Source organism: Streptococcus sp. 1453 (assembly GCF_013276955.1).
In the GTDB taxonomy this organism is placed as follows: Bacteria; Bacillota; Bacilli; order Lactobacillales; family Streptococcaceae; genus Streptococcus.
In genome coordinates this window covers 1-15,760 of record NZ_VMLZ01000012.1, presented here as the reverse complement: position 1 = coordinate 15,760, position 15,760 = coordinate 1, and the positions used below count along the sequence as shown (strand labels likewise).

Below are 15,760 nucleotides of genomic sequence, written 5' to 3'. Positions count from 1 at the left end.
GAAGATGGAAAAACTAGTTGCCTATAAACGCATGCCTTTGTGGAATAAACAAACTATGCCTGAAGCTGTTCAGCAAAAGCACAATACCAAGCTTGGGACTTGGGGGAAAATTACTGTCTTGAAGGGTGCTCTAAAGTTTATTGAGTTAACAGAAGATGGTGAGGTTCTAGCTGAGCACCTCTTTGAAGCAGGGGCTGACAATCCCATGGCTCAACCACAAGCCTGGCACCGAGTGGAGGCTGTAACAGACGATGTAGAATGGTATTTAGAATTTTATTGTAAACCTGAGGATTATTTCCCTAAGAAATACAATACCAATCCTGTTCATTCAGAGGTCTTAGAGGCTATGCAGACAGTAAAACCAGGGAAAGCCTTGGATTTGGGCTGTGGTCAGGGCCGTAATTCCCTCTTTCTTGCACAAAATGGTTTTGATGTGACAGCTGTAGATCAAAATGAATTGGCTCTTGAAATCTTGCAAAGCATTGTGGAACAGGAAGACCTGGATATGTCTGTTGGTCTTTACGATATCAATTCAGCTAGCATTGGACAAGAATATGATTTTATCGTATCAACTGTTGTTTTGATGTTTTTGCAAGCAGACCGTATTCCTGAAATTATCAAAAATATGCAGGAAAAAACCACTGTTGGTGGCTATAATCTTATCGTTTGTGCTATGGATACGGAAGATTACCCTTGCTCTGTGAACTTCCCATTTACCTTTAAAGAAGGGGAACTGGTAGACTATTACAAGGACTGGGAATTGGTCAAGTACAATGAAAATCCAGGCCATTTGCACCGTCGCGATGAGAATGGCAATCGTATTCAACTACGCTTTGCGACCATGCTAGCCAAGAAAATCAAGTAAATATGTATGAAGATTAGGAATTTTCCTGATCTTTTTTCTTTTTTACGAATAATATAGAAAAGGAGGGAAATCATGTTTGTTGCGAGAGATGCTAGGGGAGAATTGGTAAATGTGTTAGAGGATAAGCTTGAGAAGCAAGCATACACCTGCCCAGCTTGTGGAGGTCAGCTCCGTTTGCGGCAAGGACCAAGTGTCCGGACCCATTTTGCCCATAAATCCCTAAAAGACTGTGATTTTTCCTCTGAAAATGAAAGTCCAGAACACCTGGCAAATAAAGAATCCCTTTATCACTGGTTGAAAACAGAGGCTGAGGTGCAATTAGAATACCCTCTTCCAGAGCTTAAACAGATTGCGGATGTGTTTGTAAATGGCAATCTAGCTCTAGAAGTTCAGTGTAGTCCTTTGCCACAAAAAGTTCTTAAAGAGCGCAGTGAGGGCTATCGTAGTCATGGTTACCAAGTATTGTGGTTGCTGGGAGAAAAACTGTGGCTCAAGGAGCGTTTGACTCGTCTGCAACAAGGTTTTCTATATTTCAGTCAAAACATGGGCTTTTATGTTTGGGAAATAGACAAGGAAAAACAGCTTTTAAGACTCAAATACCTGATTCACCAAGACCTCCGCGGTAAACTCCATTATCAAATCAAGGAATTTCCCTATGGTCACGGTAGTCTACTGGAGATATTACGTCTTCCCTATAAGAAACAAAAAATATCTCATTTTACAGTTTCTCAGGATAAGGACATCTGTCGCTATATCCGGCAACAACTCTATTATCAAAATCCTATTTGGATGAAAGAACAAGCAGAAGCCTATCAAAAGGGGGAAAATCTCCTGACTTATGGGCTAAAAGAATGGTATCCACAAATTCGACTATTAGTAGGTGAGTTTTGCCAAATTGAACAAGATTTGACCAGCTATTATCAGTATTTTCAAACCTATTATCAAGAAAATCCTCAAAATGATTGGCAAAAGCTCTATCCACCAGCCTTTTATCAGCAATATTTCTTGAAAAATATGGTAAAATAGAAAGGATGGAGGAATCTAATGGTATTACAAAGACATGAAATAAATGAAAAAGATACATGGGATCTATCAACGATCTACCTAACTGACCAGGCTTGGGAAGAAGCCTTAAAAAATTTAACAGAACAATTGGAGACAGTAGCCCAGTATGAAGGCCATCTCCTGGATAGTGCGGATAGCCTACTGGAAATTACTGAATTTTCTCTTGAAATGGAACGCCAAATGGAGAAACTTTACGTTTATGCTCATATGAAAAATGACCAGGACACACGTGAAGCCAAGTACCAAGAGTACTATGCCAAAGCAATGACTCTCTACAGCCAGATAGACCAAGCCTTTTCATTCTATGAGCCTGAATTTATGGAAATTAGTGAAAAGCAGTATGCTGACTTTTTAGAGGCTCAGCCAAAATTGCAGGTTTATCAACACTATTTTGACAAGCTTTTGCAAGGCAAGGATCACGTTCTTTCACAACGCGAAGAAGAATTATTGGCTGGCGCTGGAGAAATCTTTGGTTCGGCAAGTGAAACCTTCGCTATCTTGGACAATGCGGATATTGTGTTTCCTTATGTTCTTGACGATGATGGTAAGGAAGTGCAGCTCTCTCATGGGACTTACACACGTTTGATGGAGTCTAAAAACCGTGAGGTTCGCCGTGGGGCCTACCAAGCTCTTTATGCGACTTATCAACAATTCCAACATACTTATGCCAAAACCTTGCAAACCAATGTTAAGGTGCAAAACTACCGTGCAAAGGTTCGCAACTACAAGAGTGCTCGTCATGCAGCCCTAGCGGCGAATTTTGTTCCAGAAAGTGTTTATGACAATTTGGTAGCAGCAGTTCGCAAGCATTTGCCACTCTTGCATCGATACCTTGAACTTCGTTCAAAAATCTTGGGAATTTCAGATCTCAAGATGTACGATGTCTACACACCACTTTCATCTGTTGAATATAGTTTTACCTACCAAGAAGCCTTGAAAAAGGCAGAAGATGCCTTGGCAGTCTTGGGTGAGGATTACTTGAGCCGTGTTAAACGTGCCTTCAGTGAGCGTTGGATTGATGTTTATGAAAATCAAGGCAAGCGTTCAGGGGCTTACTCTGGTGGTTCTTACGATACAAATGCCTTTATGCTTCTTAACTGGCAGGACAATCTGGACAATCTCTTTACTCTTGTTCATGAAACAGGTCACAGTATGCATTCTAGCTATACTCGCGAGACTCAGCCTTATGTTTACGGAGATTATTCGATCTTCTTGGCTGAGATTGCCTCAACGACCAATGAAAATATTTTGACGGAGAAATTATTGGAAGAAGTGGAAGACGACGCAACGCGCTTTGCTATTCTCAATAACTTCTTAGACGGTTTCCGTGGAACAGTTTTCCGCCAAACTCAATTTGCTGAGTTTGAACACGCTATTCACCAAGCAGACCAAAATGGTGAAGTTTTGACAAGCGATTTCCTAAATAAACTCTACGCAGACTTGAACCAAGAGTATTATGGTTTGAGTAAGGAAGACAATCCTGAAATCCAATACGAGTGGGCTCGCATTCCACACTTCTACTATAACTACTATGTATATCAATATTCAACTGGCTTTGCGGCCGCCTCAGCCTTGGCTGAAAAAATTGTCCATGGTAGTCAAGAAGACCGTGACCGCTATATCGACTACCTCAAGGCAGGTAAGTCTGACTATCCACTTAATGTCATGAGAAAAGCTGGTGTTGATATGGAGAAGGAAGACTATCTAAACGACGCCTTTGCAGTCTTTGAACGTCGTTTGAATGAGTTTGAAGCCCTTGTTGAAAAATTGGGATTGGCATAAGATGGTTGAATCATATAGTAAAAATGCCAACCATAACATGCGTCGCCCTGTCGTCAAGGAAGAAATTGTAGACTTGATGCGTCAGCGCCAAAAGCAAGTCACAGGTTCCTTGAAAGAATTGGAAGACTTTGCCCGCAAGGAAAATATTCCTATTATTCCCCATGAAACGGTAGCTTATTTCCGTTTTCTCATGGAAACCATGCAACCTAAAAACATTCTGGAAATTGGGACGGCTATCGGTTTTTCTGCCCTCTTGATGGCAGAACATGCGCCAAATGCCAAGATTACAACTATTGATCGCAATCCAGAAATGATTGGTTTTGCCAAGGAAAATTTTGCCCAGTTTGACATTCGCAAGCAAATCACACTCCTAGAAGGAGATGCGGTAGATGTCTTATCTACCTTGACAGAGTCTTATGATTTCGTCTTTATGGACTCTGCCAAGTCTAAATACATCGTTTTTCTGCCAGAAATCCTCAAACATTTGGAAGTTGGAGGTGTGGTTGTCTTGGATGATATTTTTCAAGGTGGTGATGTTGCCAAGGACATTATGGAAGTTCGGCGTGGTCAGCGAACTATTTACAGAGGACTTCAAAGACTATTTGATGCAACCTTAGACAATCCAGGCCTCACCGCAACATTAGTACCTCTGGGTGACGGCATTCTCATGCTTCGTAAAAATGTAGCAGATGTTCAATTGCCTGACAGCGAATGATTTTCAGAAAAATTTAAGAAAATATAGTAAAATAGATAGAGTAACACTTATCTCAAAGGAGTAGACATGAAGAAAAAACTATTGGCAGGTGCCATTACACTATTATCAGTAGCAACTTTAGTAGCTTGTTCGAAAGGTTCAGAAGGGGCAGACCTTATCAGCATGAAAGGGGATGTCATCACAGAACATCAATTTTATGAGCAAGTGAAAAGCAACCCTTCAGCCCAACAAGTCTTGTTAAATATGACCATCCAAAAAGTTTTTGAAAAACAATATGGCTCAGAGCTTGATGATAAAGAGGTTGATGATACTATTGCCGAAGAAGAAAAACAATATGGCGAAAACTACCAACGTGTCTTGTCACAAGCAGGTATGACTCTTGAAACACGTAAAGCTCAAATTCGTACAAGTAAATTAGTTGAGTTGGCAGTTAAGAAGGCAGCAGAAGCTGAATTGACAGATGATGCTTATAAGAAGGCCTTTGACGAATACACTCCAGATGTAACGGTTCAAATCATCCGTCTTGATAATGAAGATAAGGCTAAAGAAGTTCTCGAAAAAGCCAAGGCAGAAGGTGCTGATTTTGCTCAATTAGCCAAAGATAACTCAACTGATGAGAAAACTAAAGCAAATGGTGGAGAAATCACCTTTGATTCTGCTTCAACGGAAGTACCTGAGCAAGTCAAGAAAGCCGCTTTCGCTTTAGATGTAAATGGCATTTCTGATGTGATTACAGCAACTGGAACACAAGCTTACAGTAGCCAATATTACATTGTAAAACTCATTAAGAAAACAGAAAAATCATCTAATATTGATGACTACAAAGAAAAATTAAAAACTGTTATCTTGACTCAAAAACAAAATGATTCAACATTTGTTCAAAGCATTATCGGAAAAGAATTGCAAGCAGCCAATATCAAGGTTAAAGACCAAGCCTTCCAAAATATCTTTACACAATATATCGGTGGCGGAGATTCAAGCTCAAGCAGTTCATCAAAAGAATAGTCCAAATCAATAAGTCAGGGAAAAAACTCGACTTCAGGAAAAAATGAAGTAAATCTTCCCACAATAAAACGCATAGTACAAGGTTTTCAATACCTGATATTATGCGTTTTTTGATTTTAAAGACTTTTTGACTAGCCCCATTTTTTAACTTAATACTCAGTGAAAAGCAAAGATTAAACTAGGAAGCTAGCTGTAGGCTGCTCAAAGAACAGCTTTGAGGTTGCAGATAAGACTTATGAGGTCACCAACATATATAATGTGAAGCTGACGTGGTTTGAATAGATTTTAGAAGAGTATGAGTCTGGAAGTTTTAATGGATAATGCAAGATTCCATAGAATGGGTAAGCTAGAGTTCTTATGTGAAGAGTTTGGGCATAAACTTTTACCTCTTCCTCCCTACTCATCTTATACTCAATGAAAATCAAAGAGCAAACTAGGAAACTAGCCGCAGGCTGTACTTGAGTACAGCAAGGCGACGTTGACGCGGTTTGAAGAGATTTTCGAAGAGTATTAGTATAGAAAAGTGAATCTGAACTAGTACATCACTGCTTCTAAAACATTCTTATAAATTGATTTAAATTCTCAAATCACATTATTCAGTTCTTATTTCATTTTGCTCTACAATCCTGTTGAGAAGACACGTTTTCATAGTAAAAAGGTATTGGCAAGTTGCAATACCTTTTTACGAGGCTCTTTTGTCTTATTTTTGTTTCAACTGACTATATCTCCTATTGTTCTAGTTCAGAAGGCTAGGCTATAATTATGATTGATAGGAAGTATCATTCCAAGTATCGAGAGTAAATGTTTCAAAATCATGGGTTTCTATAATGGTTAGGCTGGCATTTGCTAGACCGCCATCTTTACGAAGAAGTGGTTCTTTATAACCTAGAAGAGTACGAAGACTGGCAGTAAGATTGGCGCCGTGTCCGACAATTAGAATACGCTCAGCTGGACTATCTTTTAATGATTTGATAAATTGGATAGTTCGTTGTGTTGTGCTATAGAGGGATTCGGCTCCAAACATTTGAGTGTCAAATTGAGCAAGATTTGAACGAAAAGCCTGGATTTGTTGTGGATAAATAGCTTCCAAGGTTGCAATTTTCAAACCTTCTAATTTACCCAGCTGCCATTCACGGAGATTCGGAACACTTTCTAAAGGACAGGGGGTCCTGAGTTGACTTTGGATAATCTCAGCAGATTTGACCGCTCGAGGTAAATCACTTGAATAAATCTGATTAAAAGGAACATCCTTGAGATACTGGCCAAGTTGTTTTAGGGTTTCAATGGATTCAGGAAGAAGGGGAGAATCTCCACTAGCACCTTGAAAACGCCCTTCTTGGTTCCAGACGGTACGACCGTGGCGGACAAAGTAGAGTTTCATTACTTGCTGTCCTCCAAAATATCGGCAAAGTCTGCCTTTACAAAGCTAGCCAAGTCTTGTGGCGCGACGATAATGCTGTGACCAACTTCCCCAGCAGAGACAATCATTTGATCCAAGTCTAGGGCAATTTTATCGATAAAAATGGGATAATTGTGTTTCTGACGAATGCCGACAGGATTATTGGCTCCATGAATGTAGCCAGTTGTTTTTTCCAAGTCCTTTTGCGGAATCATGCTCACTTTTTTATTGCCAGAAATTTTAGCTAGTTTCTTTTCAGACAAGTGCTGAGTGATAGGTACAATTCCGATAATCGGTCCTGTCTTGTCTCCCAAAAGAGCCAAGGTTTTGAAAATCTGGTCTCGCTCATAACCTTGAGGAAGCTCTCCTTCCAGAGCATTGATTTGAATCCCTTGATGTGGGATACCTGCTTTAGACAGGATTTGTTCTACTAATGTTTTTTTGACTTTTACTTTTTTTGCCATTATTTATACTTATCCTCCAATTGACTCATCCAAATACCAAGCCAGATTCCCAAGGCAAAGAAGAAGGCGATGATGACATAGCCAACAAGTGAAAGGCCTGTGTATTGGATGCTTTCAGAGTTTCCTGCATTTGGAATCAAGATCAAAAGAGTACTTGATAGGACGATACCGATGATGAAATGATAGACGCGTGAGTGGTAGTTATTTAAGGCATAATCCATCATTTTTGAAAAAACGATGAGAGTGGCACCTGCCCCGATTCCAATCGGGAAGAAGGTTCCCAAAAGGTCAAAGGTTTTGAAACCAGTCAACATAGGAGCATAGAGGCCCAAAATCAAAAGTAGATTTGATGGACTGAGGCCAGGCACCAATACGCCAAGAGCCAGCAGTGCACCTGCTAGGACCAAATTAAGAAAGCTAGCACTTAAGGTTCCAACGACAAAATTTAAGGCATAGAGTCCTAATCCAGAAATGATAAAGGTTATCCAGAACCAAGCTAAATCAATCTTGTCTCGGTCAGATTCTCGAGTTGATTCCTTGAGGAGGCTAGGAACCGTACCAATGATGGCACCCGCAAAGCTCCATAAGACAAAGACCTGATAATTTTCAAGCAGGTATTCAATCGGGTAAGAAAATAAGCCGATTCCCAGAAGCATACCAATCGCAACTGGAATAAAGTACAAAACATTTTCTTTAAAGTCTTTAAAGGGATGGGCCAGAAAGCCAATCATCCGTTCGTAAATTCCTAAGATTGCTGCTAGAACCCCTCCGGAAATTCCCGGTAAGATAAATCCAAGAGCAATCACAATCCCTTTAATAAGGCGTGCTAACCATGAGAGCATATAGTTCCTCCAACTATTTCTATTTCAAAAAATCCTTACTATATTGTATCACAATCAAACACAAAAAGAAAAAGCAAATGCTAAACAAATGCTTTTAAGGTTTTAAAAAGAGTTTTCTAAAGGTTTCTTCTTTGTTTTTTAAGGGAGAGATGACGTTGATATCCAAATTGTGGTCAAAGCCGGCAATTTTCCCTTTAGATGTGTATTGGTGGATGTCATAATCTAAATCAGTTTTAGGACTGCTCTCCAAAAATCCTGAGTTTGAGCCGTAGGACGGAATCCAAACAGAGGTAAACTTGCCTGTATCAATACTGTGTTCTTCCATGAAGTAGACCCCAACGTAGATTCCGATGTTTTTAGCACCTAGTGATGCTAGTTTTGCTCGAAAGGCTTCAACACCCTCGTTCATATTGGACATGGTTTTGTCTTCTACGTCTAGCCAATAGTAACTAGGGCTGTAAGGAGAGGCAGCATTGTAGAAAACTTCAGCGGCTTTTTCCATTTCTTGGACACTTTTTCCAGCTACATAAGCGTAGACCCCAACGGGGACATTCCGCTTTTGAAGTTCAGTGATATGACTCTTATAGGCCTTGTCTATTCCATTGATAAAGGAAGCATCATTTTCTTTTGTCGTTTGAGCACCGCTGTGAACACGAACAATAGCGCCTGAAATATTTTGTGAGAGGGCGTCATAGTTGATTTCCTCAGGACGCTGCCAGCCAGAGAGGTCAATAATCGGTTTGTCTAAGTGTTTCAAAGCCTGTGCTTCAATCTGCGCTATGTTGGATTTTGTTTTAAACGATTGGTTGTCATTAAGTGGGCGATTGATGATTAAAATGAAAATTATGATCCCAAAAAAACCAAATAAAATAAGTGGATGAATTTGTTTTCTCATATCTTATAATTCTACCCTAAAAATCAAAAAAAATCAAAAAAATGGGTTAAGGAAAGGACTTTGGAGCATTTTTTCATTCAAGGGCGCGGAATGATTTGAAATATGGTATAATAAAAGGGAATTTCTACAGAAAAGAGAAGATTATGTCAAATTTTGCCATTATTTTAGCAGCGGGTAAAGGGACTCGCATGAAATCTGATTTGCCAAAAGTGTTGCACAAGGTTGCGGGTATTTCTATGTTGGAACATGTTTTCCGTAGTGTGGGAGCTATCCAACCTGAAAAGACAGTAACAGTTGTGGGACACAAGGCAGAATTGGTTGAACAGGTCTTGGCTGGACAGACAGAATTTGTGACTCAATCTGAACAATTGGGTACAGGTCATGCGGTTATGATGACAGAGCCTATCTTAGAAGGTTTGTCAGGGCACACCTTGGTCATCGCAGGAGATACTCCTTTAATCACTGGTGAAAGCTTGAAAAACTTGATTGATTTCCACATCAATCATAAAAATGTGGCCACTATCTTGACTGCTGAAACGGATAATCCTTTTGGCTATGGACGAATTGTTCGTAATGACAATGCTGAGGTTCTTCGCATTGTGGAGCAGAAAGATGCCACAGATTTTGAAAAGCAAATCAAGGAAATCAACACTGGAACTTACGTTTTTGACAACGAGCGTTTATTTGAGGCTTTGAAAAATATCAATACCAATAATGCTCAAGGCGAATACTATATTACAGATGTCATTGGCATTTTCCGTGAAGCTGGTGAAAAAGTTGGCGCTTATACTTTGAAAGATTTTGATGAAAGTCTTGGTGTAAATGACCGTGTGGCTCTTGCGACAGCTGAGTCAGTTATGCGTCGCCGCATCAATCACCAACACATGGTCAATGGGGTTAGCTTTGTCAACCCAGAAGCAACTTATATCGATATTGATGTTGAGATTGCTCCTGAAGTTCAAATCGAAGCCAATGTTACCTTGAAGGGGCAAACGAAAATTGGTGCTGAGACTGTTTTGACAAACGGTACTTATGTAGTGGACAGCACTGTCGGAGCAGGAGCGATCATTACCAATTCTATGATTGAGGAAAGTAGTGTTGCGGACGGTGTAACAGTCGGTCCTTACGCCCACATTCGTCCAGGTTCAAGTCTGGGTGCCCAAGTTCATATTGGAAACTTTGTTGAGGTGAAAGGTTCTTCAATTGGCGAGAATACCAAGGCTGGTCATTTGACTTATATCGGAAACTGTGAAGTGGGTAGCAAGGTTAATTTTGGTGCAGGAACCATTACAGTCAACTATGACGGTAAAAACAAATACAAGACAGTCATCGGTAACAATGTCTTCGTTGGTTCAAATTCAACCATTATTGCGCCAGTTGAGTTAGGTGACAATTCCCTCGTTGGAGCTGGTTCAACTATTACTAAAGACGTGCCAGCAGATGCGATTGCGATTGGTCGCGGTCGTCAGGTCAATAAAGACGAATATGCAACACGCCTTCCTCATCATCCTAAGAATCAGTAGGAGCCTATCATGGAATTTGAAGAAAAAACGCTTAGCCGAAAAGAAATCTATCAAGGACCAATATTTAAACTGGTTCAAGATCAGGTTGAATTACCAGAAGGTAAAGGAACTGCTCAACGGGATTTGATTTTCCACAATGGAGCTGTCTGTGTTTTAGCTGTAACCGATGAGCAAAAACTCATCTTGGTCAAGCAGTACCGTAAGGCTATCGAGGCTGTCTCTTACGAAATTCCAGCTGGAAAATTGGAAGTAGGAGAAAATACAGACCCTGTAGCAGCAGCTCTTCGTGAATTAGAGGAAGAAACAGCCTATACAGGGAAATTAGAACTCTTGTACGATTTTTATTCAGCTATTGGCTTTTGTAATGAGAAGTTAAAACTATACCTAGCTAGCGATTTGAAAAAGGTGGAAAATCCACGTCCGCAGGATGAAGATGAGACCTTGGAAGTCCTTGAAGTGAGCTTAGAAGAAGCCAAGGAATTGATCCAATCAGGTCATATTTGTGATGCCAAGACAATTATGGCTGTTCAGTATTGGGAATTGCACAAAAAATAGAGGAGGTCAGTATGGGTAAACCTTTATTAACGGATGAAATGATTGAAAGAGCTAATAGAGGCGAAAAAATTTCAGGTTCCCCTTTGCTAGATGATGAGGAGACTAAGATTTTACCAACCTCTTCTTCCCGTTTTGGTTATGCCAATCCTAAGAATCATGGTTTTAGCCAGGAAACCTTGAAGATTCAGGTCGAACCGTCTATTCATAAAAGCCGTCGCATTGAAAATACCAAGAGAAATGTCTTCAATTCTAAGTTAAATAAGATTTTATTTGCAGTCATCTTTCTCTTGATTTTGCTTGTCTTAGCAATGAAACTTTTGTAATAGAAAAGGAATTGAAATGAAAATAGGAATTATTGCGGCTATGCCAGAAGAACTGGCGTATCTGGTCCAGCATTTAGACAATGCCCAGGAGCAAGTTGTTTTAGGGAATACCTATCATACAGGCACCATTGCATCTCATGAAGTCGTTCTTGTAGAAAGTGGAATTGGTAAGGTAATGTCTGCTATGAGTGTGGCGATTTTGGCTGATCATTTTCAAGTGGATGCTTTGATTAACACGGGATCAGCTGGGGCAGTAGCAGAAGGTATCGCTGTTGGGGATGTCGTGATTGCTGACAAATTAGCCTATCATGACGTGGATGTCACAGCTTTTGGCTATGCTTATGGACAAATGGCGCAACAACCGCTTTATTTCGAATCAGATAAAACCTTTGTTGCTAAAATACAAGAGAGTTTATCTCAATTGGACCAGAACTGGCATCTTGGTTTGATTGCTACAGGAGATAGTTTTGTTGCAGGAAATGATAAGATAGAAGCGATTAAGTCCCATTTCCCAGATGTTTTGGCTGTTGAGATGGAGGGGGCAGCTATTGCTCAGGCAGCGCATGCCCTTAATCTTCCATTCTTAGTCATCCGAGCTATGAGTGATAATGCCAACCATGAAGCAAACATCTCTTTTGATGAGTTTATTATCGAAGCTGGACGTCGCTCTGCTCAAGTCTTATTAGCCTTTTTGAAGGCCTTAGATTAAGCGGAAATTTGACAGTTTTTCTAGCTTATGATAAGATTTAAGTAAAGAAAAGCTAGAAAACGTTTCAGAGGATATTATGAGTATTGAAATGACCGTCAGTGAGATTGCAGAGGTCTTAGGATTATCTCGCCAAGCAATCAATAACCGTGTCAAAGAATTACCAGAAGAAGACACAGATAAAAATGACAAAGGGGTAACAGTCGTTACCAGAAGTGGCTTGATTAAGCTGGAAGAAATCTATAAGAAAACGATTTTTGAAGATGAGCCTGTCAGTGAAGATGTCAAGCAACGTGAACTGATGGAGATTCTAGTTGATGAGAAGAATGCAGAAATTCTTCGTCTCTATGAACAATTAAAAGCCAAGGATCGTCAGTTATCAGAAAAAGACGAGCAGATGCGTATCAAAGACCGTCAGATTGCTGAGAAAGACAAACAACTCGATCAGCAGCAACAATTGACCCTTCAAGCTATGAAGGATCAAGAAAATCTTAAGCTAGAACTGGACCAAGCAAAAGAAGAAGTCCAATCCACTAAGAAAGGCTTTTTTGCTCGTTTATTTGGAGGATAATCAAGGAGCTGTTTAGGTTAAATGCTAACCTGATGGCTTCTTTTATTTCTAAATAGTATAGTTGCTCAAGTAATACTCAATGAAAATCAAAGAGCAAACTAGGAAGCGAGCCGCAGGCTGCTCAAAGCACTGCTTTGAGGTTGTAGATAAGACTGACGAAGTCAGCTCAAAACATGTTTTTGAGGTTGCGGATAAAACTGACGAAGTCAGTAACTATATCTACGGTAAGGCGAAGCTGACGCGGTTTGAATTAGTATAAAATAACAGTATAGGAGAGGTAGAAAATGGAACGATTAGAAGATTACATTGCTTTTGACTTAGAATTTAATCAGCACGAAGGACAAACACACTTGATTCAAGTATCGGCAGTGCGTTTTAGAGATAGTCAGGAAATCGATGCCTATGATTCCTATGTCAATACCAGTGTTCCCTTAAAAAGTTTTATCAATGGTTTGACTGGGATTACAGCCGAGACTCTAAAAGATGCTCCCCCAGTGGAGGAAGTCATAAAAGAATTCCAAGAGTTTGTGGGTTCTTTGCCGATGATAGGCTACAATGCTGTTAAAAGTGATTTGCCTATTCTAGCAGAGCATGGTTTAGACTACAGCCAGCAGTACAAGGTGGATTTGTATGATGAAGCTTTTGAACGTCGTAGTTCAGATTTACATGGTATTGCCAATCTCAAGTTGCAAACTGTTGCCTCATTTCTTGGATTTCAAGGACAGTCCCATAATAGTTTAGAGGATGCTCGGATGACGGCGCGTGTTTACGAGTCCTTCTTAGAGTCAGATCAAGCTAGAGAATTGTTAGAGACAGAAAGTAGCTTATCAAACAATCCTTTTGGAGGCTTGGACTTATCTCAATTATTTGACTAGGAGTGCCTATGAAACCTGAAAAACCTAAAAAATTGGGTTTTAAACAGATTTACCTCAATCTTGATAAAATCCTCTTTCTCTTTTTCTTAATTTTTATGATAGTGGAGTATTTGTGGGTCCCATTCAATTCATGGTTGGCTAGCTTCTTATTAGATCAGACAGGTTATCTTTTTATTTCCTATAACAATGTCTTAGCCATCCTCACTCATTCTCCATTGATTAGTCTAGCTTTTTTGGCCTTGATCATCATTAACCTGCTGGTCGCTTATTTTCAAATAGGACTCCTCTTTATTGGTGCTCGTCATCTCCTCTATCATGAAAAGCGAAGGCTAATTGAGTATATCCGCAAGGTTTTCCATGAAAGTTTTGGATTTATGAAAAAGCTAACTTGCGCCAAAGCCTTGTTTATCTTTTTCTATATAGCTATGCTTTTTCCTTTTATACGGAAAATGCTGAAGATTTATTATCTCAATAAAATCGTCATTCCAGAGTTTATCCAAGATTATTTAGAAGATAAATATTGGATGTGGTGGCTGAGCATCCTACTTCTATCTCTTATCTTTCTCTATGTCTCTGTCAGATTGATGTTTGCCCTTCCGAAGATTGTATATGATCAGCTGACTGTTCGAGAAGCAGTGATGTTTAGTTTGGAGAAAACCAAGAAGAGAGTTGCTTTTTATGCTTGGAATTTATTTTATATCTTGCTCAAGGCAAATTTATTATTTTATCTTCCTTTGATTCCTTTGTTATTGGCTCAAACTTTGGTAGATGACATCACTCAGAGAGAGTCTCTGATTCTTGGTATTTTGAATTTTGTTGTGATTAAAAATCTTTATTATATGGCTCTGACTTACTTTTTGGTTAAATTTGTTTCATTTTTGACAGGAAAGGAGCTGGATATGCTTCCTAGGAGAGAAAAAGATCACATCATGCGATGGGGAGTCATGATTTGTGCCAGTCTTTTCTTTGCCTTAGAAGGTTATATTTATCTGGAGACTCCCATGGTTCATTTACCTCAGCTTATTTCTCACCGAGGGGTTTCCAATGCAAATGGGATTCAAAATACAGTAGAGTCCTTGGAAACTACAGCACAACTCAAACCAGACTTGGTAGAGACGGACGTGCAGGAGACAAAAGATGGGCAGTTTGTCATGATGCATGATGCTAACTTGAAAAATCTAGCAGGTATCAATAAAAGTCCTCAAGACTTAAACTTGGAGGAGCTTAAAGGGATTGATATTTTTGAAAATGGCTACCAGACTAAAATTTCAAGCTTTGAAGATTATCTCAGTCGAGCCAACGAACTTGGTCAAAAATTACTAATTGAAATCAAAACCAGTAAAAAAGATAGTCCAGACATGATGGACCGCTTTTTAGCCCGTTATGCTGCAAAGCTCAAGATTTATGGACATCAAATCCAATCTTTAGACTACCATGTTGTCGAAAAAGTAAGACAGTATGATGCCGAACTGCCAGTTTATTTCATCATGCCCTACAATTCTGTCTTTCCTAAAACAAAGGCGACAGGATATACTATGGAGTACTCGACCTTGGATGAATATTTTGTAAGCAAACTATGGACAACGGACCAGAAACTTTATGTCTGGACTGTCAATGATTCAGAAGCTATCAGCAAATCTCTTCACTTAGGAGTAGATGGAGTGATTACAGATGATTTGGAAAAGGTTCAGTGGGAAATAGAAGTAGCCCAAGAAGATCCAGAATATACGGATTTGCTCTTGAAAAAAGCTTTGGAATTCTTTGAATTTTAGTAATAAAAAAGAGGAACAACTATTCCTCCCATGATAGGTAAGTATTCTTGTGAATGCTTGCTTTTTTGTGGTTGCAATTCGTTTATGAGAATTGTTTGTCTTGTTCTTGTTTCAATTGATTTTATGGTGCTTTGAAGTTGGAATGCTACACTATAATTTCTAAAATAGTACTAGAAATTGGGAATCTTCCTTTATTCTCTATATCCATTAGAAAGAATTGATTAAAAATTAGGAGACTTTTAATTTCTTTTCCGAATAAATAGATAGAAGCATCAAATCTAGTAAATTAGATTTAAAAATGTGCTATAATGAAAGGAGAGGAAATATGATTCTCAGACATCCGGGCATCAGCCCAACCAATGACTTGGTTGCTAAGAAGATTTTTAGCAATCCAGAGATCACT

Annotated in this window: 17 protein-coding genes and 1 pseudogene; 14 read left to right on the top strand and 4 right to left on the bottom strand. The window is 39.4% G+C overall.

Translation table 11 applies throughout. The annotated features are described in order from the left end of the window. The first annotated feature begins 4 nt into the window (after positions 1–4). The 6 genes and pseudogenes from tehB to HW098_RS07685 all read left to right on the top strand — a co-directional run. Positions 5–865 carry an SAM-dependent methyltransferase TehB gene (gene tehB, locus HW098_RS07710; RefSeq protein ID WP_176139738.1) on the top strand — a complete coding sequence of 287 codons (861 nt, stop codon included), beginning with the start codon at positions 5–7 and terminating at the stop codon, positions 863–865. A 72-nt stretch (positions 866–937) separates the two neighbouring features. Beyond that, positions 938–1,891, top strand: a complete 954-nt coding sequence (locus HW098_RS07705; RefSeq protein ID WP_176139737.1) for a competence protein CoiA family protein — start codon at positions 938–940, stop codon at positions 1,889–1,891. An 18-nt stretch (positions 1,892–1,909) separates the two neighbouring features. After that, positions 1,910–3,712, top strand: coding sequence for an oligoendopeptidase F (pepF, locus tag HW098_RS07700; protein WP_176139736.1), 1,803 nt, complete (start codon positions 1,910–1,912; stop codon positions 3,710–3,712). A 1-nt stretch (position 3,713) separates the two neighbouring features. Next, positions 3,714–4,427, top strand: a complete 714-nt coding sequence (locus tag HW098_RS07695; RefSeq protein ID WP_175879992.1) for an O-methyltransferase — start codon at positions 3,714–3,716, stop codon at positions 4,425–4,427. A 66-nt stretch (positions 4,428–4,493) separates the two neighbouring features. Further along, entirely contained in the window at positions 4,494–5,432 is a 939-nt protein-coding gene (gene prsA / locus HW098_RS07690; RefSeq protein WP_175879991.1) for a peptidylprolyl isomerase PrsA, read from the top strand. A 307-nt stretch (positions 5,433–5,739) separates the two neighbouring features. Then, positions 5,740–5,835: pseudogene (locus tag HW098_RS07685) on the top strand (IS630 family transposase); the annotation flags it as partial. 357 nt (positions 5,836–6,192) lie between these two features. Here the strand turns inward: HW098_RS07685 and HW098_RS07680 are convergent. The 4 genes from HW098_RS07680 to HW098_RS07665 all read right to left on the bottom strand — a co-directional run bounded on the left by HW098_RS07680 (position 6,193) and on the right by HW098_RS07665 (position 9,032). After that, complete coding sequence (locus tag HW098_RS07680) at positions 6,193–6,813, bottom strand: histidine phosphatase family protein (RefSeq protein WP_175879990.1); 621 nt, start codon at positions 6,811–6,813, stop codon at positions 6,193–6,195. Next, positions 6,813–7,295, bottom strand: a complete 483-nt coding sequence (locus HW098_RS07675; protein ID WP_175879989.1) for an aminoacyl-tRNA deacylase — start codon at positions 7,293–7,295, stop codon at positions 6,813–6,815. The genes HW098_RS07680 and HW098_RS07675 overlap by 1 nt, the downstream gene beginning before the upstream one ends. Further along, positions 7,295–8,137, bottom strand: a complete 843-nt coding sequence (locus HW098_RS07670) for a DUF368 domain-containing protein (RefSeq protein WP_176139735.1) — start codon at positions 8,135–8,137, stop codon at positions 7,295–7,297. The genes HW098_RS07675 and HW098_RS07670 overlap by 1 nt, the downstream gene beginning before the upstream one ends. Positions 8,138–8,231: 94 nt before the next feature. Next, positions 8,232–9,032, bottom strand: a complete 801-nt coding sequence (locus HW098_RS07665) for a glycoside hydrolase family 25 protein (RefSeq protein WP_119919552.1) — start codon at positions 9,030–9,032, stop codon at positions 8,232–8,234. Positions 9,033–9,175: 143 nt separating this feature from the next. Between HW098_RS07665 and glmU the strand changes: the two genes are divergently transcribed. From glmU to HW098_RS07625, 8 genes are all read left to right on the top strand, one after another. Then, complete coding sequence (glmU, locus tag HW098_RS07660) at positions 9,176–10,555, top strand: bifunctional UDP-N-acetylglucosamine diphosphorylase/glucosamine-1-phosphate N-acetyltransferase GlmU (protein ID WP_175879987.1); 1,380 nt, start codon at positions 9,176–9,178, stop codon at positions 10,553–10,555. Positions 10,556–10,564: 9 nt separating this feature from the next. Then, positions 10,565–11,110, top strand: a complete 546-nt coding sequence (locus tag HW098_RS07655) for an NUDIX hydrolase (RefSeq protein WP_023942735.1) — start codon at positions 10,565–10,567, stop codon at positions 11,108–11,110. 11 nt (positions 11,111–11,121) lie between these two features. Beyond that, entirely contained in the window at positions 11,122–11,433 is a 312-nt protein-coding gene (gene macP / locus HW098_RS07650) for a cell wall synthase accessory phosphoprotein MacP (protein WP_176139734.1), read from the top strand. A gap of 16 nt (positions 11,434–11,449) precedes the next feature. Further along, the gene (locus tag HW098_RS07645; protein WP_176139733.1) at positions 11,450–12,142 is read left to right on the top strand and encodes a 5'-methylthioadenosine/adenosylhomocysteine nucleosidase; all 693 of its coding nucleotides are present in this window, start codon (positions 11,450–11,452) and stop codon (positions 12,140–12,142) included. A 76-nt stretch (positions 12,143–12,218) separates the two neighbouring features. After that, entirely contained in the window at positions 12,219–12,710 is a 492-nt protein-coding gene (rocS, locus tag HW098_RS07640) for a chromosome segregation protein RocS (RefSeq protein ID WP_000021242.1), read from the top strand. Positions 12,711–12,789: 79 nt separating this feature from the next. After that, entirely contained in the window at positions 12,790–12,969 is a 180-nt protein-coding gene (locus HW098_RS10585) for a hypothetical protein (protein WP_240149473.1), read from the top strand. 25 nt (positions 12,970–12,994) lie between these two features. Beyond that, complete coding sequence (locus tag HW098_RS07630) at positions 12,995–13,585, top strand: 3'-5' exonuclease (protein ID WP_176139732.1); 591 nt, start codon at positions 12,995–12,997, stop codon at positions 13,583–13,585. 8 nt (positions 13,586–13,593) lie between these two features. Continuing rightward, a complete protein-coding gene (locus HW098_RS07625; protein WP_176139731.1) occupies positions 13,594–15,357 on the top strand; it encodes a glycerophosphodiester phosphodiesterase in 1,764 nt (587 codons plus the stop codon). Positions 15,358–15,760 lie beyond the last annotated feature (403 nt).

Bases quoted from the DNA above. Each gene is read 5' to 3' on its own strand.
- HW098_RS07625 (WP_176139731.1), top strand. From the start codon at position 13,594: ATGAAACCTGAAAAACCTAAAAAATTGGGTTTTAAACAGATTTACCTC.
- HW098_RS10585 (WP_240149473.1), top strand. From the start codon at position 12,790: ATGAAAATCAAAGAGCAAACTAGGAAGCGAGCCGCAGGCTGCTCAAAG.
- HW098_RS07630 (WP_176139732.1), top strand. From the start codon at position 12,995: ATGGAACGATTAGAAGATTACATTGCTTTTGACTTAGAATTTAATCAG.
- HW098_RS07645 (WP_176139733.1), top strand. From the start codon at position 11,450: ATGAAAATAGGAATTATTGCGGCTATGCCAGAAGAACTGGCGTATCTG.
- HW098_RS07695 (WP_175879992.1), top strand. From the start codon at position 3,714: ATGGTTGAATCATATAGTAAAAATGCCAACCATAACATGCGTCGCCCT.
- macP (WP_176139734.1), top strand. From the start codon at position 11,122: ATGGGTAAACCTTTATTAACGGATGAAATGATTGAAAGAGCTAATAGA.
- HW098_RS07680 (WP_175879990.1), bottom strand. From the start codon at position 6,813: ATGAAACTCTACTTTGTCCGCCACGGTCGTACCGTCTGGAACCAAGAA.
- pepF (WP_176139736.1), top strand. From the start codon at position 1,910: ATGGTATTACAAAGACATGAAATAAATGAAAAAGATACATGGGATCTA.
- tehB (WP_176139738.1), top strand. From the start codon at position 5: ATGGAAAAACTAGTTGCCTATAAACGCATGCCTTTGTGGAATAAACAA.
- HW098_RS07675 (WP_175879989.1), bottom strand. From the start codon at position 7,295: ATGGCAAAAAAAGTAAAAGTCAAAAAAACATTAGTAGAACAAATCCTG.
- HW098_RS07665 (WP_119919552.1), bottom strand. From the start codon at position 9,032: ATGAGAAAACAAATTCATCCACTTATTTTATTTGGTTTTTTTGGGATC.
- HW098_RS07705 (WP_176139737.1), top strand. From the start codon at position 938: ATGTTTGTTGCGAGAGATGCTAGGGGAGAATTGGTAAATGTGTTAGAG.
- prsA (WP_175879991.1), top strand. From the start codon at position 4,494: ATGAAGAAAAAACTATTGGCAGGTGCCATTACACTATTATCAGTAGCA.
- HW098_RS07655 (WP_023942735.1), top strand. From the start codon at position 10,565: ATGGAATTTGAAGAAAAAACGCTTAGCCGAAAAGAAATCTATCAAGGA.
- rocS (WP_000021242.1), top strand. From the start codon at position 12,219: ATGAGTATTGAAATGACCGTCAGTGAGATTGCAGAGGTCTTAGGATTA.
- HW098_RS07670 (WP_176139735.1), bottom strand. From the start codon at position 8,137: ATGCTCTCATGGTTAGCACGCCTTATTAAAGGGATTGTGATTGCTCTT.
- glmU (WP_175879987.1), top strand. From the start codon at position 9,176: ATGTCAAATTTTGCCATTATTTTAGCAGCGGGTAAAGGGACTCGCATG.